General features: G+C 37.5%; 16 protein-coding genes, 2 rRNA genes and 4 pseudogenes (1 of these 22 only partly in view). 9 read left to right on the plus strand and 13 right to left on the minus strand.

Annotation, left to right across the window (positions count from 1 at the left end; all coding sequences use genetic code 11):
• From AAHI02_RS16095 to uvrC, 3 genes are all read left to right on the plus strand, one after another.
• Positions 1–40 (plus strand): 23S ribosomal RNA (locus AAHI02_RS16095); it begins 2,716 nt to the left of the window's first position.
• A gap of 215 nt (positions 41–255) precedes the next feature.
• Positions 256–363: ribosomal RNA gene (rrf, locus tag AAHI02_RS16100) — 5S ribosomal RNA — on the plus strand.
• Positions 364–1,042: 679 nt separating this feature from the next.
• Positions 1,043–2,836: an excinuclease ABC subunit UvrC gene (gene uvrC / locus AAHI02_RS16105; RefSeq protein ID WP_346984106.1), complete on the plus strand. Its 1,794-nt coding sequence runs from the start codon at positions 1,043–1,045 to the stop codon at positions 2,834–2,836.
• Between the two features lie 43 nt (positions 2,837–2,879).
• Here the strand turns inward: uvrC and AAHI02_RS16110 are convergent, their stop codons facing one another.
• The 4 genes and pseudogenes from AAHI02_RS16110 to AAHI02_RS16125 all read right to left on the minus strand — a co-directional run bounded on the left by AAHI02_RS16110 (position 2,880) and on the right by AAHI02_RS16125 (position 8,539).
• Complete coding sequence (locus tag AAHI02_RS16110; protein WP_346984107.1) at positions 2,880–5,759, minus strand: T9SS type A sorting domain-containing protein; 2,880 nt, start codon at positions 5,757–5,759, stop codon at positions 2,880–2,882.
• Positions 5,760–5,812: 53 nt separating this feature from the next.
• Entirely contained in the window at positions 5,813–6,553 is a 741-nt protein-coding gene (locus AAHI02_RS16115; RefSeq protein ID WP_346984108.1) for a hypothetical protein, read from the minus strand.
• Positions 6,554–6,564: 11 nt separating this feature from the next.
• Positions 6,565–7,647 (minus strand): PorV/PorQ family protein, encoded by a 1,083-nt coding sequence (locus tag AAHI02_RS16120; protein WP_346984109.1) that lies wholly within the window; start codon positions 7,645–7,647, stop codon positions 6,565–6,567.
• 12 nt (positions 7,648–7,659) lie between these two features.
• Positions 7,660–8,539: pseudogene (locus AAHI02_RS16125) on the minus strand (DMT family transporter).
• A gap of 388 nt (positions 8,540–8,927) precedes the next feature.
• On the opposite strand from AAHI02_RS16125, the pseudogene AAHI02_RS16130 reads away from it, so the two are divergent.
• Positions 8,928–10,557 (plus strand): annotated as a pseudogene (locus tag AAHI02_RS16130) (carboxyl transferase domain-containing protein).
• Between the two features lie 234 nt (positions 10,558–10,791).
• Here AAHI02_RS16130 and AAHI02_RS16135 read toward each other — a convergent pair.
• The 4 genes and pseudogenes from AAHI02_RS16135 to AAHI02_RS16150 form a co-directional block, all read right to left on the minus strand.
• On the minus strand, positions 10,792–12,231 hold the full coding sequence (locus AAHI02_RS16135; protein WP_346984110.1) for an AAA family ATPase: 1,440 nt from the start codon (positions 12,229–12,231) through the stop codon (positions 10,792–10,794).
• 54 nt (positions 12,232–12,285) lie between these two features.
• Positions 12,286–13,408, minus strand: a pseudogene (locus AAHI02_RS16140) (VWA domain-containing protein).
• 187 nt (positions 13,409–13,595) lie between these two features.
• Positions 13,596–14,135 (minus strand): hypothetical protein, encoded by a 540-nt coding sequence (locus AAHI02_RS16145; protein WP_346984111.1) that lies wholly within the window; start codon positions 14,133–14,135, stop codon positions 13,596–13,598.
• Positions 14,086–14,358 (minus strand): hypothetical protein, encoded by a 273-nt coding sequence (locus AAHI02_RS16150; RefSeq protein WP_346984112.1) that lies wholly within the window; start codon positions 14,356–14,358, stop codon positions 14,086–14,088. The genes AAHI02_RS16145 and AAHI02_RS16150 overlap by 50 nt, the downstream gene beginning before the upstream one ends.
• A 131-nt stretch (positions 14,359–14,489) precedes the next feature.
• Here AAHI02_RS16150 and hutH point away from each other — a divergent pair.
• Together hutH and AAHI02_RS16160 are read left to right on the plus strand one after the other, a co-directional pair.
• Positions 14,490–15,978 (plus strand): annotated as a pseudogene (gene hutH / locus AAHI02_RS16155) (histidine ammonia-lyase).
• 185 nt (positions 15,979–16,163) lie between these two features.
• Positions 16,164–17,660, plus strand: a complete 1,497-nt coding sequence (locus tag AAHI02_RS16160) for a S8/S53 family peptidase (protein WP_346984113.1) — start codon at positions 16,164–16,166, stop codon at positions 17,658–17,660.
• A 31-nt stretch (positions 17,661–17,691) separates the two neighbouring features.
• Here AAHI02_RS16160 and AAHI02_RS16165 read toward each other — a convergent pair whose 3' ends face one another.
• Together AAHI02_RS16165 and AAHI02_RS16170 are read right to left on the minus strand one after the other, a co-directional pair.
• Complete coding sequence (locus AAHI02_RS16165) at positions 17,692–17,889, minus strand: hypothetical protein (RefSeq protein WP_346984114.1); 198 nt, start codon at positions 17,887–17,889, stop codon at positions 17,692–17,694.
• 35 nt (positions 17,890–17,924) lie between these two features.
• Positions 17,925–18,863: a hypothetical protein gene (locus tag AAHI02_RS16170; protein WP_346984115.1), complete on the minus strand. Its 939-nt coding sequence runs from the start codon at positions 18,861–18,863 to the stop codon at positions 17,925–17,927.
• Positions 18,864–19,431: 568 nt separating this feature from the next.
• On the opposite strand from AAHI02_RS16170, the gene AAHI02_RS16175 reads away from it, so the two are divergent.
• Positions 19,432–19,707: a hypothetical protein gene (locus tag AAHI02_RS16175; RefSeq protein WP_346984116.1), complete on the plus strand. Its 276-nt coding sequence runs from the start codon at positions 19,432–19,434 to the stop codon at positions 19,705–19,707.
• A gap of 64 nt (positions 19,708–19,771) precedes the next feature.
• On the opposite strand, the gene ygiD is transcribed toward AAHI02_RS16175, so the two are convergent.
• Both ygiD and AAHI02_RS16185 read right to left on the minus strand, forming a co-directional pair.
• Complete coding sequence (gene ygiD, locus AAHI02_RS16180; protein ID WP_346984117.1) at positions 19,772–20,599, minus strand: 4,5-DOPA dioxygenase extradiol; 828 nt, start codon at positions 20,597–20,599, stop codon at positions 19,772–19,774.
• A gap of 149 nt (positions 20,600–20,748) precedes the next feature.
• The gene (locus AAHI02_RS16185; protein ID WP_042722281.1) at positions 20,749–21,261 is read right to left on the minus strand and encodes a YceI family protein; all 513 of its coding nucleotides are present in this window, start codon (positions 21,259–21,261) and stop codon (positions 20,749–20,751) included.
• Between the two features lie 235 nt (positions 21,262–21,496).
• Here AAHI02_RS16185 and AAHI02_RS16190 point away from each other — a divergent pair, with 235 nt between their 5' ends.
• Both AAHI02_RS16190 and AAHI02_RS16195 read left to right on the plus strand, forming a co-directional pair.
• Complete coding sequence (locus AAHI02_RS16190; protein ID WP_346984118.1) at positions 21,497–23,638, plus strand: DPP IV N-terminal domain-containing protein; 2,142 nt, start codon at positions 21,497–21,499, stop codon at positions 23,636–23,638.
• A 279-nt stretch (positions 23,639–23,917) separates the two neighbouring features.
• Positions 23,918–24,826, plus strand: a complete 909-nt coding sequence (locus AAHI02_RS16195; protein ID WP_346984119.1) for an LLM class flavin-dependent oxidoreductase — start codon at positions 23,918–23,920, stop codon at positions 24,824–24,826.
• A gap of 42 nt (positions 24,827–24,868) precedes the next feature.
• Here the strand turns inward: AAHI02_RS16195 and AAHI02_RS16200 are convergent, their stop codons facing one another.
• The gene (locus tag AAHI02_RS16200; RefSeq protein ID WP_346984120.1) at positions 24,869–25,315 is read right to left on the minus strand and encodes an STM3941 family protein; all 447 of its coding nucleotides are present in this window, start codon (positions 25,313–25,315) and stop codon (positions 24,869–24,871) included.
• Between the last annotated feature and the right edge of the window lie 21 nt (positions 25,316–25,336).

The raw sequence follows: 25,336 nt of genomic DNA on the forward strand, positions 1-25,336 counted from the left end.
TCATAGCCGAGTAGTACTAATTACCCGTAGATTTATAGCCTATAAGTGTTGCTTATGGCAACTGGCCGATAGCTATTAGCTAAAAGCCAAGCGCCAACAACAAGCCTTATAAGTGCAAAATTGGTTTTGCCTTTGTGATGAAATTTACCGATAAATATAATTTACCAATGTACCATTTTATCAATGTACCAATGAGTATCTTTTACTGTATTGTTACACTGTTATACTAAATACATTGTTACATTAAACCTTATTTAGGGTGGTTTTAGCGGTGGGGCTCACCTGTTCCCATTCCGAACACAGAAGTTAAGCCCACCAGCGCCGATGGTACTGCGAAAGCGGGAGAGTAGGTCGCCGCCAGTTTTTATTTAAAGTCTCACAGAATACTCTGTGAGACTTTTTTTGTTTTTACCATACTCTAAAATATCATACCCAAAAAGCCTTCTCCTATTTTAGAACAAGACTCCCACACCCCGATACCCCCAATCCTGTATTCCCTATATTCCATCATCTTCAACCTCACACCTCTACATTCTGCATCTTAACGCGCTCTACTCCCTTTATTCTGCTAACACATAATGCGAATCTGAATAAAACGATCCTGAACTGAACCAAAGATGATAGTTGAATAAACTAAACTATAGCTATAAGCGAAAAAAGCTACAGAAAAATGTCAGATTTATTTGCTGAATGAAATGGTCAGCGCCTAAGAAGCTGATTGTTTTTCTTAAGGAAATCAATATTTATAGTTACGGACTGCCACCCTAGCCTCGATAGAAGCGGTTACCCCGCAACGGGTACCGAAGACCGTTGGGTTATGTGTCGGAAAACATCGGCGTGAGGAGTATAAGCGGATAGCGAGAGTAAGCTCCTGAAAAAAATTAAAGATATACTGCTAATTAAAAATGAATGAAGTATAATAAAATAATTCTAGATAATAGATATTTCTAATTTGATTTAGAATCATTTTGTTTAATATAAATTCTAATCCGTAATAATTTTATGTCTTTTTTTATGGCTTTAAATTCCGTAATTTTGTTATATGAATCCTTCTTTAGAATTACAGCTCAAAACTTTACCATCTGAACCCGGTGTTTATCGCTATTATGATAAAAAAGATCAGCTGTTATATGTGGGCAAGGCAAAAAATCTTAAGAAAAGAGTCCTTTCTTATTTTAATAGAAATCTTTCTGGCTACAGAACCAGAATAATGGTAGGAAAAATTCAGCGTCTGGAAACGACCATTGTAAATAGTGAGTATGATGCTCTACTACTGGAAAATAATCTGATCAAAGAACATCAGCCTTTTTATAATGTAATGCTGAAGGATGACAAAACCTATCCATGGATCTGTATAAAGAATGAAGATTTTCCGAGAATCTTTCTAACAAGGACAAAAATAAGGGACGGATCGGAATATTATGGCCCTTATGCTAAAGTACGCCCGGCTAAGATCCTGCTGGATACTATAAAACATATATACAAGCTTAGAACCTGTAATCTGAATCTGGCTCCCTCCAAAATCGAAGAAGGAAAATATAAAGTCTGTCTGGAATATCATATTAAAAATTGCGAAGGCCCCTGTGAAGGCTTAGAAAGTAAAGGAGATTATGACGAGAAGATCGATGCTATCCGTGGAATTATAAAAGGAGATTTCCGAAAAGCAAAAGATTATCTGATGAACCAGATGATGAAATATGCAACGAATCTGCAGTTTGAAAATGCACAAATTGTAAAGGAACGGCTGGATGCTCTTGAAGATTATCAAGCAAAGAATACGGTTGTAAATCCGAGCATTGATGATGTTGATGTTTTCGGAATGACGAGCGACGAGACGGCTGCTTATGTCAACTTTTTTAAGATCAGAAACGGAAATATCATTCAGAGTTTTACCACTGAGATTAAAAAAGTCCTTGAGGAAACGGATGAAGAAATCATGGAGCAGGCTTTAATTGAGATCCGGCAAAAGTTTGATTCAAATTCAAAGGAAGTGCTGCTACCATTCCATTTGCCCATTGAAATCCCCAACGTAAAACTTATTGTTCCTAAAGTGGGAGATAAAAAGCGTATTGTTGAACTTTCCGAAAAAAATGCGAAAGAATATCGTCTTGAAAAATTAAAGCAGGTGCAGATCATAGACCCGGAAAGGCATACGAACCGAATAATGGCAGAAATGCAGAAACTGCTTAGAATGCCTGTTGAGCCGCGTCATATTGAAGGCTTTGATAACTCGAATATTCAGGGTACGAATCCCGTTTCCGCATGCGTTGTTTTCAAAGACGGAAAGCCCAGTAAGGCCGATTACAGAATCTTTCACCCTAAAACCGTGGAAGGAGCGAACGACTTTGCTACTATGGAAGAAGTGATCTATCGCCGTTACAAAAGGCTTTTGGATGAAGGTGAAAATTTACCCCAGCTGATTCTTATTGATGGTGGAAAAGGACAGCTTTCTTCAGCCGTAAAAAGTTTACGTTTGCTGGGTCTATACGGTAAAATTACTATTGTGGGAATTGCCAAGAGATTGGAAGAGATTTTCTTTCCTGAAGATTCTATTCCTTTATATCTTGATAAAAAATCTGAAACACTGAAAATTCTGCAAAGGGTTAGGGATGAAGCCCACCGATTTGGGGTAAAACATCACAGAACGAGAAGAAAAAATTCAACCATAAAATCTGAGCTTGAGGAAATTCCTGGTGTTGGGGGTAAGACGATTGAACTGCTTTTATCTAAATTAAAATCTGTAAAAAGAATTAAAGAATCTAGCCTTGAAACACTGGAGGAGATTCTAGGGAAAAGTAAGGCGAAGATTGTTTGGGAGTTTTTTAATAATAATTAAAATAAGAAAGACTCCTTTTTTAAGAGCCTTTCTTTTAACGAATTTATTTTTTTAAAATTTTACTTAAAAATTCTCCTTTGTTTGTTTTTATTTTTAAGAAATATATTCCGGCTGACAATTCAGAGATGTTTACTCTTCCGGTCAAGTTTGGAATATTTTTCACTAACTTTCCTGAAGTATCAAAGATTTTAAGACTTTCAATTTTATAATCGTTCTGTATTTTTAATGAAAATTCATCTATAACAGGGTTAGGATATAATTGAACATTTGGACCTACAGTCTTTATATTTGCCGCTGTATCATGTACTGCCAGAAAAAAAGGAAGCGTGTCCGTAACTGTATATAATTCATTTCCATGATCTTTTGTATAAATGGTCAAAAATAATTTTTCATTATCTGTAGCCATCTTCAGAATATTTTCATTCGGCAATAATTGGTTATCATCATTAGTAATAAAAATATCCAAAAACGCTGTGCCTGCCATAGTACCATTGCTTCTCCAAACTTTTTGGGAATCACCATTAAGAAAATACAAATAATTATTAACGCAAGTCATATCTTTTATTGCAGCGAAATTTGCTCCTAAACTGATAGTTCCTGCTGTCGTACCGTCAGTTTTCAATAATTCCGTTGAATTGTTATTTGTGAAAAATAATTGATTTCCACATTTTTTAAACTTAATTTCTCCTAAAAGATTAATTTGCGAAATTTCCGTTGTTCCGGCAACCGTTCCATCAGTAGAATACAGTCCTGAAGGATATCCTTTAACGGCATAAAACAATTTATTATCAAGGATTTCCGTATCACTATTAATATTTGCCGAGCCATACAAATTGCTGTGAGATCTTAATAAAACAGAGGAAGCCAAATCGCCGTTGGAAGCAAAAAGTTCCGTATTCGAGGTATTTGAGTATCCTTCTTTCCTCGTTGAATAAAATAATTTGTTATTTAAACTTCCTACAACTTTAATATTTCCATCTGTCCCATCCTGAAAATTAACTTGAATTGTTTTTGTTGTATTCGCTTCAGTTCCGTCAGATTTCCAAATTCCCAATTTACCGTTTTCCTTTGCAACAAAATAAGCATATCCGTTTAAGACAGTCGTTTTTGGGTCTGTGTTGTACATACTACCCATACTTTCTGTTGAAATATCTTTTACTAAAACTGCTGTATTGGCATTGTTGTCGATCTTCCAAAGCTCTGTTCCTAACACATTGTTATATCCCGAAAACAATAAACTATTATCATTAAGATTAACGAAGAAAGAATTATCATAAATAACGGTGTTTCCTGTAGATATGCCCACAGAATTTGCAGGAGTTCCGTCTGTCCTGTAAAATCCGCTGACCGGATTGGGTGTATTATTTTTGGTGTAAAGAAAGTTTCCGACTTTAAAGAGGCTATCATTAAAATCCGTATACATTCCTGAACCAAAAGATCCATTGCTAAAGTTCGTAAGCCTTGTGATCTGCTGGGTATTTTTATTTCTCTTATAAAATTGGTTATTGAATTCTCTGTCTGCTGCAATAAAAATTAAATCATCATTCAGTAATTCGTAGGAATGTGGCGAGCTGCTTTCAAATGTACTGATATCTGAAATCAAAGTAGTCTCCTGTGTAAGGGGATTCAGAGAGTATAATTCCATTCCATGCTTAGGAGAAGTTCCTGCAAGATATACTTTTGAATCAAAATCCACGACGCCATTAGCTGCTGTCATGCCAAGTGCTGTCATTTCAAATGTTTGGGCAGAATTTCCATTTGTTATCCAGAAGCGGTTCCATTCATTGGGTTTTGTAAGAATTAAATATTGTCCATCCGAGCTTGTGCCATGCAATACATTATTGGTAGGTGTATTAAATAAGACTGTTCCGGCTTCAGTACCATCTGTTTGCCAGATATAGTTGCCGTAACCCGGATTTATTCCGTTTGCGCTACTGTCAAAGTAAATTTTGTTGCCAACTTTCAAAAACTTCTGATTCAGTCCCATAGAACTTGTGGTTCCAGGATAAATATCTTTTAAAATTTTGGTTCCCCCAACTGTTCCATCAGAGATCCATGGCTCAGAACCCCCGTTGGAAGCATCAAATCCTATAAATACAAAATAATCTCCTGCTGAAGCACCTTCCAATTGACCTACATTTTGAAGAGGCACTAAAGGATTTGTACCGGCTGTGGTACCATCGCTTTCATAAAGATGATATGCCGTACCTGTATTTGCGATGAAATAAAACTTTCCATTATTTAGCGTTAAAATTTTAAAATCGTTTGAAATGCTGCCGCCATTATTCGGTGCAATATCTTTTATCAGTGAAGTTCCAATTGCAGTACCGTCCGACTTCCAAACTTCCTTGCCAGAAATCCCATCATTAGCCGCAAAAATTAATTGATTATTGTGGGAATATAATTTCATATTTCCCGAATACTCAAATGTTTTTAATAAAGATAAATTGTTTGAAATTGTATCGAACGACCACAATTCTTTATTTTGATAATAGAAAATTTTGTTCCCAACAACTACAAACTCTTCAATTGAATAATTAGAGTTAATATCCTGTTTTTTCACTGTTCCTGTTGGTGTCCCGTCTGTTTCCCAGATCTGAAATCCTGAATAATTTTGCTGCGCCAGAAAATATACTTTGTTATTTAATTTTACAAATATCGAATTAGGCGGTATTCCACTATTTTGTCCGGCAAAAATATCTTTTAGTAATATAGATTTTTGTGTGGTATGATTATAAACCCACGGTTCCAATCCTTGATCAGTATTTTTGGATGCTGCAAAGATAATAAGATCATTAAGTTTTATTAAATTATATGGAGAACTTCCCGAGCCATAATTAATTTCGTTCAATTGTGTATTCATGGTTTGAGCATATGAATACAATGAAAGCGCTATCAATAATGTACTATAAATTTTTTTCATGGTTATTTAAATTAATCTTACGCATTATTGGTTATTAAGGTAAATTTCTTCAACTATTTTTTCATAATAACTTCCTTAATATACTCTCCGTTCGACTGTGGAATTTCGATCACAATATTTCCGTTCTCATAATAGCCCAAAGTAGATTCTCCGTTTTGCAATTTCACTCTGAAAACATCACTTTTTGTTGTTGTTTTAAAAGTAGCGAATGGTGAGGAGCTACCTGAATTCACTAAAATAAATTGAGTATTATCAATCTGAACTTTCTGAAGATCAATTTTACCATTACTAAATCGTACAGCAGAGTTATCGGTTACTGCTGAAGAAGGCTGAGCCGAAACCGCCGTTTCCTGAACGCCTGTCTGAGCGACAGTCTGATTGTTTACCGGATTAGCGGGAGAAACCGATACAAAAGTCTGCTTCAACGCATCCTGATAACCTTCCTTGAAATCTTTTATATTGGAAGCTCCTTTCGCTGACGATATTACTTTGCTATTACAGTCTTTGAACTGGAGCAATACTTTATTTCTCAAAAAGCCACTGTCATTTACTACATCAGCCATTAAAACATTGCAGGGATTAGCCTGTGCTTCCGACGGCCACTGTAATTTGTCGGATGGGATTACGGTATAATTCTTACTTCTTAAAATTTTGGTCAGCAAATCAGCTAATCCGAAATCTTCCTTAAAAGTTTCAAATTTCACGGGAAGTGAGATGTATTTATAATCGGAAACCTTTTGTCCGAAAGCTAGCATTGAGCAGGCTGTTAGTATAACAAGTGTAAGTTTTTTCATTTTTAATTAAATTAATCATTTCTAAATTGCCCCATATCCAGTTTCAGGGAAAAAAAGTTGGAATAGAAATTGGATCCGCCGATTCCGGAGTTGGTAATCGCATAATCCAACGTGAGACCTCTGTATTTGATCCCGATTCCGGCACTTGGTTGGAAAGAAACTTTTCTCCTAAGGTCTTCAATGTCAGTAATGGACTGGAACCTGTTGACACCCAATCTCACAAAAATCATTTTCTGATAGCCCAATTCCGCTCCGGCATAAGGCGTTAGACTTGCGAAATCTGTGGAAACCAAAGCTGCTGTTTTAGCAAAATCTACGTTGATTCCAGCTTCAGGCAATACATATACGCTACTGTTGATTTCAAACAATTTACTTGCGCCTACATTTAATTTAGGCATCGTAAGCTCCATTTTATCTTTTGGCGCAGGGTTGAATTCTTCCCCGTTTACAATTGTTGAAAGCTCTTTCTGATTGACACTCCAGAAGTTCACTGTAGTAGTGGCATCTCTCAGCATACCGCCTAATTTCCAACCGTTGTCCATTTTATAGATCGCACCGATATCAAAACCAAAACCATAGCCGTTGGCAAATTTCCCGACATTTCTGTAAACAATTTTGGCATTAATACCCACATCCAGTTTCGTATTTCCTCCGGGATTAAAGGCATAAGATAGAATTGCTGCGTAATCTGACTGAGAGAATTTCGTGATTTTGTCGTAATCAATATTTCCTTCCGTATCAATTAATTGCGTTGTGTTTAAGATATTGTCAACTCCCAATCTTACCACAGATACTCCAAAAACACCAGTTTCCAAGACTTTAGCATACGCTAAGTAATCATATTTGGCGATGGATTCAAAGTATTCTGCGTGCATTGCTGCGCCCTGCCAGTCTCTTTCGATAGCCATAAGGCCTGCCGGATTCCACATTGGGGAATAGACGTCATCCTGGTTGGAAACTACAGCTCCTCCCATTGCTAAACCTCGCGCTCCTGCTCCGATATTCAAAAATTCATTAGAATATTTCCTGATGATCTGGGATTGAGATATCCCGAAAGTCAGACAAAATACAAGTAAAAAATATTTTTTCATCATATAAATTGATGCTTAATTTAAAGTTTTTTGTTTCTTAGCTTTTATTAATCCGTTGGCAATGATTGCCAGTATCATAACTCCTGAAGCCACATAAAAAACAGGACTCATATGTTCTGATTCTCCAAAGATAAAAAAAGCTAGTATAATTCCGTAAACCGGTTCTAAATTAACTGTTAAAATTAGTGTAAAAGGCGAAATATATTTCATGAGATTCACCGATTCCAGCATCGGAAAAGCTGTGAAAACACTTGCTAACAAGCATATTAACGCAATATCACGGTAACTTATTTCATTTAAGTGAAAAAATTGTCCTGTAAACAGATAAATCACCATAATTATAAACCATCCGGAGAATATTTCATAAAAAATAATGTTTCCTGAACTGGTCTTTCCAAACATTTTTCCATTGAAAACAGAAAATATAGTTCCGAAAACGGCACATAGAACACCATAAAAGATTCCTTCTTTATATTGAAATTCAGTTTTAAATATCAATAATATACAGGCGACAATCACAACCCCCATCACGACTTCCGAAATATCAATCTTTCTTTTAAAAATCAAAGGTTCCAGAATCGAAGCAAATAATGTTGATAATGAAAGGCAACTAAGTGCAATCGAAACATTTGATATCTTAATGGAATGAAAGAAGCAATACCAGTGCAGCGCCATGGAAAATCCAATTGCGGCCAACTGAAAAAATACTTTCTTTGAAACCTTAATACTTTCTTTTTTTGAAAATACGGATGTACACAAAAAGACATATCGCCGCAAATAACATTCGGTAAAAAACGAGAATTTCTGCGTTCGCATGAATCAGTTTTCCCAAAATTGCCGTAAATCCCCATAAAAACACAATCAAATGCAATCTGAAAAGAGCCAATTTATGCATATCCTATCTTCTTAAAAATATTTTTGCAAATTTACAAATAGGTTTTACAAGTTGGATAATAATTTATAATAAAGCAATTGTTTTTTTTTGAGAAATTTAATTTGTCAGCGCATTATTACTATATAAATACAAAAACCCTGAAAATTTATTCAACTTTCAGGGCCTTCAAATAATAAACTATTAAAAAAATAAACTAGGAACTAGAATAAGTATGAGATTTCACTCTCACTTACTCTATTGTAAAGTTAGCAAATTACGAACCATAAAAAATATTTATTTTGTTAAATATTTCATAAATTTCTGAAAACCAATTTATTAAACAATTGTTTACATCAATTTTCATTCCATTCAAAAATAGTATCTTTAAACGGAAAAAATTGAAATTTTTATGGACATTGAATTCAACAAAAGAGAAGATCAGAACAGATTAAAATTATCAGAAATCAATCGACTGTTTTCAGAAATCAAAAAAGGAGGTGGTGAAAAAAAGACTTCAAAAACTTCGTGATGAAGGAAAAATGACGGCAAGAGAAAGAATTGAATATCTTCTCGACAAAGATTCAGATTCCATAGAGATAGGTGCTTTTGCCGGATACGAAATGTACGAAGAGCATGGCGGCTGTCCAAGCGGCGGTGTTGTAGTGGTTATGGGATATGTTTCAGGAAGACAGTGTATCATTGTTGCCAATGACGCTTCCGTAAAAGCCGGGGCCTGGTTTCCGATTACCGGAAAGAAAAATCTCAGAGCACAGGAAATTGCCATGGAAAACAGACTTCCGATTATATATCTTGTAGATTCTGCAGGTGTTTATTTGCCAATGCAGGATGAAATTTTTCCGGACAAAGAGATGTTCGGAAGGATTTTCAGAAATAATGCTAAAATGAGTGCTGCCGGAATTATCCAGATTTCAGCTGTGATGGGAAGTTGTGTTGCTGGCGGAGCTTATCTTCCGATCATGAGCGATGAAGCAATGATTGTTGAGGGAACGGGATCTATTTTTCTCGCAGGAAGTTATCTTGTGAAAGCTGCTATTGGAGAAACTATTGATAATGAAACGCTGGGCGGAGCAACCACACACTGTTCGATTTCCGGGGTGACGGATTATAAAGCTAAGGATGATAAGGATGCTTTAAACAGAATCAAAAATATAATGAAGTCGCTCGGAAGTACTGAAAAAGCAGGCTTCGACAGAATAGAAAGTGCTCAACCGAAAGAAAAACCTGAAAATATTTTCGGAATCATGCCTGTTTCGCGAGCAGATCAATATGATACATATGATATTATCAAATGTTTAGTTGATCATTCTGAATACGAAGAATATAAGCCTGATTACGGCAAAAGTATTATCTGCGCTACCGCAAGAATCGACGGCTGGTCCGTAGGAATTGTCGCCAATCAAAGAAAACTGGTAAAAAACGGGAAAGGTGAAATGCAGTTCGGAGGTGTAATTTATTCTGATTCTGCGGATAAGGCGACAAGATTTATTGCCAACTGTAATCAGCGAAAAATTCCTTTGGTTTTCTTGCAGGATGTTACGGGTTTTATGGTGGGGTCGAAATCTGAACATGGCGGAATCATTAAAGACGGAGCAAAAATGGTGAATGCCGTTTCCAATTCTGTGGTTCCGAAATTCACGATCATTACCGGAAATTCCTATGGTGCCGGAAATTATGCGATGTGCGGAAAGGCTTATGATCCACGTCTGATTGTTTCGTGGCCATGGGCAGATCTTGCGGTAATGGGTGGCGCGCAGGCGGCAAAAGTGTTGGCGCAGATTCAGGAATCTACGTTGAAAAAGCAGGGGAAAGAAATTACTGAAAAAGAACATAAAGAAATTTTAGATTCAATTTCAGAAAAGTATAAAAAACAGACAGAAGCTACATATGCAGCTGCAAGACTTTGGACAGATGCCATCATTAATCCGGTAGATACCAGAAAATGGATTTCTATGGGAATTGAAGCCGCAAATCATTCTCCGATTACAGAGAAATTTAATTTGGGAGTTATTCAGGTTTGATAATGAATCGGTTATAGGTAATAAAAAAGATGTGGAATTGCTTTCCATATCTTTTTTTATGTTTTGAATTTTACTTTGAAAATTACTCTTGATTTATTATTGCTATAATGATCTAACTTTGTTAAATTCTTTGAATATTTAAATTAATGACTAAACCCTTACCCTGATTGCAGCAATTGTCTGAGCTCATTTAATAGATTAGGCTGCGGAAAGCAGGAAAAGCTTCAAATAAAATTACGAGAAGAAAATTCCTGTCCTGAACCTTTCTTTATTCAATTTTTTGTTGACTGCCAGTCCCCAAAGGATAAATTCTTTCAAAAACAATAGGTCTTCTGGCTTTGTATCCGGCTGGTATTTTTCTATCAATTCATTGAGCGAACTGATTTTATTTAAACTTTTAGCATACATTTCATCTGCAGATTCATCAGTAATTTCCAGGAAACCATCGTCTTCCAAAAACCAGTCTGTAATCTTGCTAAATGGGCCGTCTGCATTCTTTTTTTCAAGTTTTTCAACTTTCGGGAAATGAGAAGTAAATAAAGTTCTGATTGCATTATCAATTAAAAGCTGGGCAACAGCTTCTGCGCCTTCCTGTTCACCTTCATAGACTAACTCAACCTTTCCGGTAATCGCAGGAATAACTCCGGCAAAATCACTTAATCGAACAGAAGTTTTTTCATCACCCGTTAACAGAGATCTGCGTTCTGCTGTACTCAGTAAATTTTCAAAAGCAGTAATGCTCATACGCGCGCTCACCCCGCTTTTAGAATCTACATATTCGCTTTCACGGGCTTCAAAACCGATCTGCTCGAGAAGGTCTTTTGCCAGTGCAGGAACATATACTCCGTTTTTCTGACGGCTGTCTAAACTGGATTCATAATTGGTGATTTCTTTTGCAATATGAATATTTTCCGGATAATGGGTCAAAATCTGTGATCCTATACGGTCTTTCAATGGAGTAACGATGCTTCCTCTGTTGGTATAATCTTCGGGGTTGGCAGTAAAAATAAACTGGATATCCAGCGGCATTCTCACCTTGAACCCACGGATCTGAACATCCCCTTCCTGTAAAATATTAAACAAAGAAACCTGAATTCTCGCCTGAAGATCCGGCAATTCATTAATCACAAAAATACTGCGGTTCGCACGCGGAATCATTCCGAAATGAATTACACGGTCATCTGCATACGAAAGTTTGAGATTGGCAGCTTTGATAGGGTCAACATCACCGATGAGATCGGCAACTGTCACATCCGGAGTCGCCAGTTTTTCAAAAAACCGTTCATCACGGTGAAGCCATTCTATCGGCGTATTGTCACTTTCTGCTTCAATCAGCTCTTTTGCATAACGTGAAATAGGATTAAGAGGATCATCATTGATTTCACTTCCTCCTACAAACGGAATCCACTCATCCAGCAGATTCGTCATCATTCTTGCCAGTCGGGTTTTTGCCTGTCCTCTTAAACCTAGTAAGTTAATATTGTGACGGCTGAGAATAGCATGTTCCAATTGAGGAATCACTGTATTTTCATATCCGAAAATTCCCTCAAATACCGATTCTTTATTTTTTATTTTAGTTCTTAAATTATCTCTCAGCTCGTCTTTAATGCTTTTGGTTTTGTATCCTGATGCTTTCAGCGAACCTAGTGTTTTTATATCTGGCTTTGCAGTCATTGTAATTAATATGATTTATAATATTTGATTAATGTTTAAAGAAATCAATAATAGTTAACGTATTTTTTTCTTACGGTTGGATTCATAATCTTCAAAAATCATCTGTCCTAAACCGTTGAGCCCTGTATAAAATGCCTTCCCTTGATTAGCTTCGGTAAATTCACTTACAAAATGCTGTAAATAAGGATCCTGGGCAATCATAAAAGTAGTGATGGGAATATGCAGCCTGCGCGCCTGAGCAGCCATATTATAGCATTTCTGCACCACATATTCATCCAGTCCATAAGAATTCATATAGTAAGTGCCGTCAGGCTCACGCACACAACTTGGTTTTCCGTCGGTGATCATAAAGATCTGTTTATTGGTGTTCCTTTTTCTACGCAAAATGTCCATCGCCAGCTGAAGTCCGGCCACTGTATTTGTGTGATAAGGTCCTACCTGTAAATAAGGAAGTTCCTTGATTTTTACCGGCCACGCATCATCTCCAAAAACAATAATATCTAACGTGTCTTTCGGATAACGCGTTGTAATGAGTTCCGCGAGAGCCATCGCTACTTTTTTTGGCAGGTGTTATGCGGTCTTCTCCATACAGAATCATGCTATGGCTGATATCGATCATCAGCACTGTACTCATCTGAGACTGATGAATACTGTCTTCCACAATCAGATCATTTTCTGTAAGATGAAAATCTCCGATTCCGTTATTGATCTGTGCGTTTTTTAAACTTTCAGTAATGGAAATCTTCTCTACAGGATCTCCGAAATTATAATTGCGGAATTCTCCGGTCGTATCTTCTCCTGCTCCGCTTTTTTTGGTTTTATGATTTCCGTTCCCGCTTTTTCCAAGATTTCCGAAGATTTGATTGAGAGCCTGTTTGCGGATATTCTGCTCCATTTTCGAACTTAGCCTTATGCCATTTCCGTTGCCATTAGGATCAACTTCTTCACGGATGTATCCCTTCTTTCTAAGATCTTCAATAAAATCATCGATCGTATAATCCGGTGTAGTAAGCTGATATTCTTCATCCAGTATTCGGAGCCAGTCAATCGCTTCATCAAAATCCCCTGAGGTATGAGTCAGCAGATCTGTAAAAACCTCCAGCAATCGGTCGAAAACGGATAGTTCCGGTGCTTTGTATGTTTCAAACCTGAAACCTCTCACAATATGCTCTTTCATATCATAAAGTTACGATATAAATTCGCGATTGGTTAAGAGATTTCATCTATTTTAGTTTTTAAGATTAAAAATGACTTAACAAATAATAATCGAGTGTAGGATTTAGTATTAACTTAAATTATTTTTTTCATACAAAAGGCTGCCCGATTTACAGGCAGCCTTTTATTGTATAATTTTTCTTACGGTTTTATCCGTTGCTCATTTCAGTGTACTCATTTACCAGAAAGCTGAAGTAATCCCATTCCACAGATTTTTTAGGATATTTTTTCATGAATTCTGCATTGTCGCCGAAAAGAAAGTCATAATTGTCTTCAAAATCATCTTTGTGGAGCCATAGCACTTTATCACCTTTTTTTACATAAAAGGATTTGATCACACCACCTCCAAGCTGTGGGCCATAACCAAATGAAACACCCCCTGTTTCTTTTGCTCTTGGATCATGATAAACGGAAATAATATCATCAAATCCGGGATTTATAACCTGCATTAAGAATTCTTTCTCGTCTTTTTTATTTTTCAACGAAACGGTTTGATTTACAAAGTAGATTCTGTCGTTGTTGGTTGTTTTGGTTAATTTTCTTGTGCTGTAATTTCTGATGTTGCCCATGTATTTTGCCACTTTTGCCATTTTCTCAGCGTTACTTGGGTAAATGTACATTTCAGCGATCTGGTCTGCTTCAAAAATCTGGCTCTTTTTTTGTAATGCTGTCTTTAAGGGAAACTTCAAAGATCTGTCCTTTTTTGGTATCTGTTTTACTGCAAAAACCTTTGTGAACGCTACCGTCTTTCAGAATAACAGTAGATGTCTTTTTAGGAGATGGTGTATTGAACCCTTCGTTGAAAAGATATTGTTCCATCTTTTTGATTTCTTCTTTGGAATATTTTACTTTCTGTGCGAAAGAAGCAGTACTTGCGAGAACTAATGCAAGCATCAAAGTTTTTAGTTTCATAAGGATATTAATTTTTTATTTCGGCGGTAAAAATAGGAAATTAATCTGCTTGTTTTCAGAAAATTTTCATCATGGAAAATTAGTTTTCGCAATTATCGCCAAATGTGTAATTTTAGGACAAAATTTAGAGAATGATATACGGTGTAGATGTTTTGAGTTTCCATGATGTTCTGGAGATCTGTAAAACTCCCAATAAAGCTAAACTTAATAAAGTAGCCAAAGAACAGATTTTAAAATCACAAAAGAATGTTCAGAAAATTGTAGAGTCAGACCGTTGTGTTTATGGGATCAACACAGGATTTGGCCCTCTTTGTGATACAAAAATTTCAGCGGATGAAACTGCACTTTTGCAGTATAACCTGATTATTTCCCATGCAGTAGGCGTTGGAAAGCCCATTGATAAAGAATTGTCTAAGATCATGATAATCGCGAAGGTTCATGCGCTGTCGAAAGGTTTTTCGGGAGTTTCTCTTGAGGTCATCGAAAGGATGATTCTCATGCTGGAAAAAGATATTATTCCCGTTGTTCCTGAGCAGGGATCTGTAGGAGCTTCAGGAGATCTGGCACCGCTGGCACATTTGGTGCTGCCACTTTTAGGATTAGGAAAAGTATGGGTTGGAAATGAAATTTTCAATACGGCTGAAATATTAGATAAAAACGATCTTTTACCATTGTCATTGGGCCCTAAAGAAGGACTTGGGCTGATTAACGGAACCCAGTTTATTTTGTCTCACGCTATTAAAGGCCTAGAGAAATTTGAATATTTACTTGATCTTGCAGATATGACCGCAGCAATGAGCCTTGAAGCGTACAGGGGTTCTGCAAGTCCGTTTAAAAAAGAACTTCACGAGATAAGACCTTTTGAAGGAAGTAAAAAAAGTAGCTGCGAGAATGCTGAAGTTTTTAAAAGGCTCGGAAAACCTGCAGGCTCACGAAGATTGTGAGAGAGTTCAGGATCCGTATTCTATGCGATGTGTCCCTCAGGTTCACGGAGCAAGCAGAAATGCTTTTGAACATCTTAAGATGATGGCCGAAACAGAATTGAATTCAGTTACAGACAACCCGATTGTTTTAAGCGCTGAAGAATCGATCTCAGGAGGGAATTTCCATGGACAGCTGATGGCCATGCCGTTGGATTATGCAACGCTGGCTGCTGCTGAGCTTGGCAATATTTCAGATAGAAGAAGTTATTTATTATTGGAAGGGAAATACGGATTACCAAGATTGTTGACGGAAAGTTCAGGATTGAATTCAGGGTTTATGATTCCTCAATATACTTCAGCAGCGTTGGTTACTGAGAATAAAACGTTGTGTTTCCCGGCTTCTGCAGATTCTATCCCGACCAGTCTTGGACAGGAAGACCATGTTTCCATGGGAAGTATTTCGGGACGTAAGTTTAATCAGGTTTTGGGAAATTTAGTGAATATTTTAGCCGTTGAACTGATGTTTGCGGCACAGGGGTTGGAATTCAGAAGACCTGCAAAATGTTCTAAAATTATTGAAGAAAATTATGCAATTCTCCGCTCAAAGGTTGCCAAACTTGAAGACGACCGGCTGATCGGTGAAGATATGCTGGCCATCGCAGAATTGATTAATGAAAGGAAATTCGTGGTAAATTAATCCAATAGATAAAAAGGCTTCCAGAAATGAAAGCCTTTCTTATTTGCAGAGTCCGCGGATGATAGCGTATATTTTGTTTGATATTATTTAAAGCATAACAATAAATAGGCATAATTTAATGTTCAACGTTCTGTAATTCAATGTAAAGTGATATCTTGGTTTTACCAATCAAATATTATTTTAACATGAAGAAAAATGTATTTTACTTATTCATGCTGTTCTTTGTTTTTACGGCATGTAACAGAGACGATCTGCAGAATTCTGCGGCAAACATTGAAATCACTCAGAAAGATCCTTTAACGGCCAGGCAGATCAACGAGAAAATTAACGAAATCACCAAAACCAAAGGAAGATTTTCATGGAAGGAATCATCCGATCATTTCGTATGGAGCGCTATTTTTCAGGGAAACAAAATTGCTTCTATCGGTTTTGGCTCGTCTTTCGATAGAAGTTTGACTTCTGACAGCAAAGCAATCGAAGCGGAAATCCTGAAAGTAATTGAGCAGTATGAAGGGAAAAGTGACAGGATTCTCCTTTCATCTGACCAGTATCTCAACCAGATGGATGTTGCGATCGAAAAGCAGGAAACAGTGATCGCCTTACGCAAAATGAAAAATATCCGTTACGTAGAACCTGCAGATTACCGATATTTTGAAAATGAAAAACAATTCGGCAATGCAGCGAAATCAAGCAGTTCTTCATCAGGCTGCGGATTTGAATCTACTGCATTAAGCGCATCAGATTATACAACCGTTTCTCCCAATGCAAAGGCACCGTGGTCATTTACAAAACACAATATCATCAATGCATGGAGCTACAGTACCGGCGCGGGAATCACTATTGGTGTGATCGACAGCGGAGTTTCCCCGGAGCAGTCTTTATTGGGATCATCTTTCAACAACGGACTTTCTTCAGGTAGAAGCATCAGTAAAAACGGAGTGTTTGTAGATTCTGTATGGCCTTGGAGTTCTGGATATGATGGCCCTGCGGATCAATGCGGCCACGGTACGAGCATGGCTTCCGCAATGGCAGCTCCAAGAAATAATATGGGACAACCGGTCGGGGTTGCTTATAATGCCAATCTTGTAACCTATAGAGCGGCTTCTAATGTAGTTCTGGACGGTTATCATGAACAAAACGGAGTAAAAATTGCCTTCACCGAATTAGGGAACAACAATAATGTAAAGATCATTTCCATGTCAATGGGACATATCTTCTCGGTCGGAAAAATTGAAGACGGTGTAAAATATGCACATTCAAAAGGTAAACTGATCTTTTGTGCAGGCGGAACTTCTACCAGCTTTACGAACTTTGTAGGGGTAATTTTTCCTGCGTGGATGTCCGAAACACAGGCTATCACAGGAGTAAAGGAAAATACTTCCAATCAGAAATGTGATGTCTGTCATTCCGGTGACGAGATTGATTTTACATACCAGATGGAAAGGGCTTCAGGAAACAGCATTCCTGTATTGAGTTACTACAATGGGCAGACCGATTACGTCGGTGGTTCTTCCGTTGCTACCGCTTCTACTGCGGGAATTGCAGCATTGGTATGGGCTAAAAATCCATCATGGACGAGAGATCAGGTGCTGAATAAAATGAGACAATCGGCAACCTATTATCCGACTCCGAATTCAAGTTACGGATATGGTAATATCAATGTACTGCAGGCTGTGCAGTAATTAAAGATAAAAAAAGGCGGTAGTATTAAGATTAATCTCCCAGCTGATAATCCAAGGGAAGCATATTTTCAATTTTATTTTTTGCAAATTCTCCTTCGGTGATCAGCAGATCAGGATTTGTAATATTACCGTCTTTTGATACTTCAAAAGTTTCCCCCCTCAGGATGAAGAAATGAAGACTGAACCACAGGAATTTTACTTTTAACAAAATCATTCCCTTTAAGCTCATAGTAATATTTCTGATAATTTACCTGTAGCATATCTTCAAAAGAAAAAAAGAACTTCTTCATTATTTCTTTTTACATAGGCAGAATCGGGAATCAATGTTTTTACAATCGCAAGAGCATAGGGTTTCTGGCTGTTTTTTCTCTCAGCGATATCACGGATGTTGTCAGCAACCGTTATCACTTTTGTACTTCTTACAACCTCCATATAGTCTTTTAACGTTTTTAATTCTTCTTCCGTTGGATATTTCGGATTGGGAACTTTAACAACATGATTCACCACAAACTTGTCGGTGCTTACCGTATTATTGTAAACACTTCTGAAAAAATGAAGCAGGCTTCCGTCAAAAGCATTCATTCTGTTAAGTCTGATCTTGTTATTGTTTTTTGTTTCTTTAAAAAGGCTCGTTCCTGAACAGTTCACAATTTTAGTATTAAAATCTGCGGAGAAATTCACAAGATTATATTCTATTTCGTAGCCAAGATTTTTATTTTCAATGATTAATGTTTTCGGAGCTTTTACTTTCAGGATTTTATTTTTACTATCGAAAGAAAACTTCAGGGATCTTTGATTTTTAATTCTTACGTGTTCTTTGTCGTACCCGATGAATTGATCCAGAAAATAATTGATATAATTTTTATACGCTGCTTCCGTGTACGGAACAATTCTCACTTCTTCGATGTCGTTGCTTTTGAGAAGTACGACTTTCAGGGTTTTGTTTACAACTTCCGAAACCGGTGCTGCAAAAGTTTCATAATTTTCTTTCCTGAAAATAACATTTCCCAAATTTTTACCGGAAACATCTAAAGTAAAGCTTCCGTCTTCATGGGAAATCGTTCCTGTTTTGGTTCCGTCAACATAAATATTCACATTTCCGATTTTCATTCCGGCATCATTCACAACAGTTCCTTTAATCATTTGGGCAAATGAAAAGCAGAAAGGAAGCAATAGTAAGAGTAGTATGGTTGATTTTTTCATGGTAAAACAATATTACTAAATTTTTAGTGATAAAAAAAAGTTACTGTTATGCAAAGGGTGAAGTAGGCTCATACCCAAGGTAAGTAGAATGATACCCGAGGTAAGTAGAGCAATACCCGAGGTCAGTAGACTCATACCCAAGGTAAGTAGAATGATACCCGAGGTAAGTAAAGCATTACCCAAGGTAAATAGAGCAATACCCGAGGTCAGTAGACTCATACTCAAGGTAAGTAGAGCAATACCCAAGGTCAATAGACTCATACCCAAGGTAAGTAGAACAATACTCAAAGTAAGTAAGTCTGGAAACAAAGGGAGTAGATTAGTACATTGATAAGTAATTATACGTATTCCAAAAAATGAGTAAATCTACTCTACAGAATATCTGTGAACTGAAGTAGCTTTGTCATGTGATCACAACAATGCATGTATTGGTCATGACAGAATTGGAATTCAATAATGTCAGGAGCAGTACTGTAAAAAAAACTATAACTGTGGAGACCAGAAACCATTCAAACGGGGCGTATCCGAAAGGCCATAAGAGTAGGAAAAACAAATAAAAATATTAATCATGTCAACAGAACAAGAACAAGCACTAGTAGGGGGGTGGACAGCTTTTCACCCATTAACTCCGGAAGATAAAAAAGTATTTGAAGAAGCGATGCACGGCTTCGTAGGAGTTGTATATACTCCTCTTGAAGTATCAACACAGGTTGTAAACGGAGTTAATTACCGTTACAAGTGTAGTGCTTCTATGCCGCCTTCAGAAGTAATTTGGCAGGCAATTGTGGAGATCTATCAGCCAATTGATGGTAAGCCACACGTTGTCGGTATCACAAGAATCTAAATAAGACTTACATATATCTTTAATCGGAGGATTTTTATCTTCCGATTTTCTTTTTTATATATTCTTACCCTATCCTTACGCTCGTCATACTCAGTGAGCCGCCGATGAGCTCATCATTAAATAAAGACAGATCGTCCGACTGGTTTTTCAGTCCCAGCGTGTAGATCAGCGGGAGGTAATGATCAGGACTTGGTACAGCATACTGCAGAGCTGTTCCCTGCTTATGATACTCAATAATATTATTGAAATTCCCATCCAAAAGCCAGTTGTTGGTTTTCTCACGGGCTTCCACAGCCCAATCCCAGCCGGCACCTACGGTATTGATGTTTTTCCAGTCGATGAGTCTTAAATTGTGAACGATATTGCCGCTTCCGATAATCAGAATTCCTTTTTCCCGTAGTTTGCTTAGCTTTTTAGCTAAATCAAAATGATATTGCGGAGGTTTTGAATAATCAATACTCATCTGAATAACCGGTATATCTGCCTCGGGATACATATGTTTAATCACCGACCATGCACCATGATCCAGGCCCCAGCTATGGTCTTCTTCTACCGGGATGGGAGTCAGAAGCTCAGCCGTTTCTTTCGCCAGCTCCGGAGATCCGGGAGCAAGATATTGTACATCAAACAAAGCCTGCGGAAAACCTCCGAAATCGTGAATGGTTCTTGGCATTGACATGGCGGTTACTTTCGTTCCGGCTGTAAACCAGTGGGCAGAAATACAAAGTATGGCATTAGGTTTGGGAATTTCAGACGCCGCTTTTCGGAATCCCTGTACAAACTGGTTTTCCTCAATAGCGTTCATGGGTGATCCGTGTCCCAGAAACAACACCGGCATTTTAGGAGTGTTACTGAAAAGATCGCTTATATTTTGAAGATCGTTGAGGTTCATTTTTTTATCTCCTATTCGTTAAAAAGGTTCAAGGCTTTTGCTCCCTGAACCTTTATGTTTTAATTTATATTTTGTTGAAGTTAAACAGGATTTTCGTCCAGTTCTAAAATAAGTCGTCCCTTCGGGACTCCCCAAAAACTTCCTTTCAATTACGCTTGTTTTACAAACTGTAATTCACCGGCGATTTTCACTTCTTCGCTTACCATAACACCACCCGCTTCAAGAGCAGCGTTCCAGTTTAGCCCGAAATCTTTTCTGTTGATTTTTCCTTCAAAAGAAAAACCTGCTTTTGTATTACCCCATGGGTCTACATTGATTCCGTTGAAATCTACGTCTAATGTTACAGGCTTTGTAATTCCGTTGATGGTAAGATTTCCTGTTACTTCGTTATTCAACGCTGAAGATTCAAAAGTAATGGTAGGATTTACTTCTGCATTGAAGAATTCTGCAGACTTAAGATGGTTATCTCTGTCTGTATTGTGTGTAGAGATAGAATCTGTCTGAATCGTAGCGGTAGTTTTTGCATTTGCAAAAGTATCGTCATCAGCATCGATCTCTGCTGTAAAATTGGTGAAGTTTCCTTTAATGTTAGAAATCATCATGTGTTTTACTTTGAAAGTAAGTTCACTATGCGCTGGGTCTAATGTCCATTTTGTTGCCATTGTATTTATATTTTTTGATTGTTATTAATGATGCAAATTTATATCAGGAAACCTACTCAAGTCATTGACGTAGGATAAGAAATGATTTTGGTGTTGTTTTTAAGTAATATTATTACTTCATTAAGTTAATTAATATTTCATCTGATACCATCATTTTATTTGTAAATCTTTTATTTTAACATTTCTTAAGAGATGATATTTATTTCTTATTTTTGAGCCATTCAATTTTTATCAAATGAAATTATATAAATTTTCTTTACTGATGCTGATTTTGGGCAGTTCTGCATTTGCCCAGACTCAGAAATTTACGATGGCGGAGGCTGTAAATGGATTGAGAACTAATCTTGCGGTGAAAAATATTTCCCAGTTTTCATGGTCCGGAGACGGAAAATCTTACATTCAGGCTGTGAAAGGAGGTTATCTCATTACAGATCTGAAAACGAGCAAACAGGATACCCTGGTTTCTTTAACACAACTGAACAGAACTCTTACAGACAATAAATTTAAAGCCGTTCCGCAGATCAAATTCATCAGCAATTCGAAAGGGTATTTCAATAAAGAAGGAAAGATGATCTGGGTTGAAAAATCCGGAAATGACTGGAAAATAAAAAATCAGATTGAAATAGATCAGAATGCATCCGATCTGAAACTTTTCGGGGATAATGAAACTTTTGCTTTTACGGTAAAAAATAATTTATTCGTTAATAAAAACGGTAAAACAATCGCCGTAACGAATGATACTGATGAAAATATTCTGAACGGAGCATCCAACGTACACCGAAACGAATTTGGCATCGATACAGGAATTTTCCCGGCCCCGAATTCTGAAAGCGTTGCCTTTTACAGGATGGATCAGACTATGGTGGCCGATTACCCGATCATCGACTGGTCGGTAACACCGGCGGTGAACCACAATATCAAATACCCGATGGCGGGGCAAACTTCTCATCAGGTAACGTTGGGTGTTTTTAATATCAGAACACAATCCACTACATTCCTTAATATAGAAGGGGAGAAAGGCCAATACCTGACGGCAGTGACCTGGAGCCCGGACTCTAAATACATTTTTGTAGGCGTTCTGAACAGAGGACAAAACCATATGAAAATGGATCAGTACGATGCCGTTACGGGAAATTTAGTAAAAACACTTTTTGAAGAAACCAGCGACAAATATGTTGAACCACAACATCCGCTTACCTTCTTCCCGAATTCTAATACCGATTTTATCTGGCAAAGTCAGCGAACAGGCTATAATCACCTGTTCCATTACAGTCTGGAAAAAGGTCTTATAGCCCAGATCACGAAGGGAGATTGGCTGGTTACCGATATTTTAGGCTTTAATGAAAAGAAAAAGGAAATTTATTTTACTTCTACAAAAGAAACTCCGCTTGAAAAGCATTTGTACAGAATCAACTGGGTCAACTTTAAAATGCAGCGTCTGGATAATACTGAAGGAGTTCATACAGGTGTTTTAAGCAGTGACGGAAACCATCTCTACGATATTTATACGAATGCAAATACGCCGAGAGTAGCCAATATCATCAATACAAATACGCTGAAATCCACAACTGTTTTTACTGCCGAGAACCCGTTGAGAAACTATCAGCGACCGGAAATTCAAAATGTAGTCTTAAAAGCTGACGACGGAACTCCATTATACGGAAAGATCATTCTGCCGACCAATTTTGATCAGAATAAAAAATATCCGGTAATTGTTTATTTATACAATGGTCCGCACCTGCAGCTTGTGACCAATTCGTTCCCGGCTTCCGGAAATCTCTGGTATGAATATATGGCACAGAATGGCTATATCATTTTCACGATGGACGGAAGAGGTTCTTCCAACCGTGGACTAAAGTTTGAACAGGCTGTTTTCAGAAATCTGGGAACTACTGAGATGAACGACCAGATGAAAGGTGTCGATTACCTGAAGTCACTTCCTTATGTAGATTCAGCAAGAATGGGAATTCACGGATGGAGCTTCGGAGGTTTCATGACGACAAGTTTCATGCTTCGCCACCCGGAAGTTTTCAAAGTAGGTGTTGCCGGCGGACCTGTAATTGACTGGAGCATGTACGAAATAATGTACGGGGAACGATATATGGATACCCCACAGGAAAATCCACAGGGATATGCTAAGGCCAATCTGCTGGATAAAGTACAGAATCTAAAAGGAAAGCTTCTCATGATTCATGGTGCGCAGGATGATGTCGTGGTTTGGCAGCATTCGGTTAAGTTTATCAAATCAGCGGTTGACAATGGTGTACAGCTGGACTATTTCGTGTATCCGGGACATCCGCACAATGTGATCGGAAAAGACAGAGTACATCTGATGCAGAAAGTAACCGATTATTTTGACCTGTATCTGAAAAAATAATTTCGGTCTGAAATAAATTATAAAAGACAGAGCCTCATATGTTGAGGTTTCTGTCTTCTTTGTTTTCAGGATATTAAAAGTACCGATCACCATTCATTTGTTTCTTATCAAACATCAATGCATAAATTTTTTAGCTGAACTATCTTTGTTGTATAAAAATCAACAATATGGAATTAGGAATTGGAATGTTCGGTGATTTGGGCTTCGACCAAACTACCGGAAAATATAAAGACGCAGGCGTAAAAATCCGTGAGATCATTGATCAGGTAAAACTGATGGATGAAGTGGGAATTGACGTTTTTGCCATGGGGGGAGCATCACCGTCCCGACTATGCGGTTTCCTCACCGGAGATGGTGTTGGCTGCTGCGGCAAGTGTTACCCAAAATATAAAGCTGGCAAGTGGTGTAACAGTTCTAAGTTCATCTGAACCCGTAAAAGTTTATGAAGATTTCTCAACACTGGATTTAATTTCAGATGGCCGCGCAGAAATTTTCGTAGGTCGCGGAAGTTTTATTGAATCCTTTCCTCTTTACGGATACTCTCTGAATGATTACGAAGAACTTTTTGATGAAAAGTTAGAATTGCTGTTAAAAATCAATTCGGAAGAAAACGTTTCCTGGTCAGGAAAACTGCGTGCTCCGATGCAGAATCAAACTGTTTATCCCAGGGCTAAAAACGATGGAAAGCTTCCGATCTGGAGAGCAGTCGGCGGAACTCCACAATCTGTTTTGAGTGCTGCAAAATTAGGAATGCCATTAGTGGTAGCGATTATTGGCGGAATGCCAATACAATTCAAGAGCCTTATAGATTTCTACAAGCAGGAATATATTAAAGCAGGTCACTCCGAATCTGAAATGCAGATTGCCATTCACTCACATACATTTGTAAGTGATGATATGAATGTTGTAGACGGATATTTCCATAATTATAAATCACAGATGGACAGGATCGGGTCATCAAGAGGCTGGGCTCCCTATACCAAAATGCAGTATGAAGGGGGAAGGAGCAAGGATGGTGCTTTATTCATAGGAAATGCCAATGAAGTTGCCGATAAAGTAGCTTACATGAAAGAGATTTTCGGAATTACAAGATTTATCGGGCATATGGATGTCGGAGATCCGGCTGATGATATCATGAGAAAATCAATCGAACTTTTTGGCGAAAAGGTTGGTCCGCAGGTAAAATAATACAACAACTCCATTGAAGTAATTTTCAATGGAGTTTTTAATTTATGCTTCAGGGTCAAATTTTGATTTGTATTCATTCAGAAGTTGGGCGAGCTTTGCAGCGGACATTCCATAAGTGTCTGGAAAACCGCCCTGACGTAGCTTCATATTATTACCTACCAGAGTTTTATTAAGGTCAAAAACCACAAGCTTGTTGAAAACCACCCATTTTGTTTTAAAGGTATTGACTGCCTGCCACGGGATAAAAGTGATCCTGAAAAGATTTTTCATTTCAATTCCCTTTTCATCGATCTTGATATAAGACGAACCGGGAATAAGGTTGAGAAGAAAGACCATAAAGCACATCCCGAAAAAAACAATATTCAGAATCGCAATGAGTTTACTTTTGTCTAAAAGGGAAATTCCTAAAATGACAAAGCCTATACTGATTATCAGTAAAACAATGTTTTTTACTTTTCCGGGTTTTAAAATAAGGGGTAAATTTTGCATAATGGGAGTTTAAAATTTAAT

Origin of the sequence: Chryseobacterium sp. POE27 (assembly GCF_039727685.1) — a bacterium.
GTDB lineage: Bacteria > Bacteroidota > Bacteroidia > Flavobacteriales > Weeksellaceae > Chryseobacterium.

Bases quoted from the DNA above. Each gene is read 5' to 3' on its own strand.
- AAHI02_RS16190 (WP_346984118.1), top strand. From the start codon at position 21,497: ATGAAATTATATAAATTTTCTTTACTGATGCTGATTTTGGGCAGTTCT.
- ygiD (WP_346984117.1), bottom strand. From the start codon at position 20,599: ATGAACCTCAACGATCTTCAAAATATAAGCGATCTTTTCAGTAACACT.
- AAHI02_RS16185 (WP_042722281.1), bottom strand. From the start codon at position 21,261: ATGGCAACAAAATGGACATTAGACCCAGCGCATAGTGAACTTACTTTC.
- AAHI02_RS16175 (WP_346984116.1), top strand. From the start codon at position 19,432: ATGTCAACAGAACAAGAACAAGCACTAGTAGGGGGGTGGACAGCTTTT.
- AAHI02_RS16200 (WP_346984120.1), bottom strand. From the start codon at position 25,315: ATGCAAAATTTACCCCTTATTTTAAAACCCGGAAAAGTAAAAAACATT.
- AAHI02_RS16160 (WP_346984113.1), top strand. From the start codon at position 16,164: ATGAAGAAAAATGTATTTTACTTATTCATGCTGTTCTTTGTTTTTACG.
- AAHI02_RS16170 (WP_346984115.1), bottom strand. From the start codon at position 18,863: ATGAAAAAATCAACCATACTACTCTTACTATTGCTTCCTTTCTGCTTT.
- AAHI02_RS16120 (WP_346984109.1), bottom strand. From the start codon at position 7,647: ATGATGAAAAAATATTTTTTACTTGTATTTTGTCTGACTTTCGGGATA.
- AAHI02_RS16165 (WP_346984114.1), bottom strand. From the start codon at position 17,889: ATGAGCTTAAAGGGAATGATTTTGTTAAAAGTAAAATTCCTGTGGTTC.
- AAHI02_RS16110 (WP_346984107.1), bottom strand. From the start codon at position 5,759: ATGAAAAAAATTTATAGTACATTATTGATAGCGCTTTCATTGTATTCA.
- AAHI02_RS16135 (WP_346984110.1), bottom strand. From the start codon at position 12,231: ATGACTGCAAAGCCAGATATAAAAACACTAGGTTCGCTGAAAGCATCA.
- uvrC (WP_346984106.1), top strand. From the start codon at position 1,043: ATGAATCCTTCTTTAGAATTACAGCTCAAAACTTTACCATCTGAACCC.
- AAHI02_RS16115 (WP_346984108.1), bottom strand. From the start codon at position 6,553: ATGAAAAAACTTACACTTGTTATACTAACAGCCTGCTCAATGCTAGCT.
- AAHI02_RS16150 (WP_346984112.1), bottom strand. From the start codon at position 14,358: ATGAAACTAAAAACTTTGATGCTTGCATTAGTTCTCGCAAGTACTGCT.
- AAHI02_RS16195 (WP_346984119.1), top strand. From the start codon at position 23,918: ATGAAGTGGGAATTGACGTTTTTGCCATGGGGGGAGCATCACCGTCCC.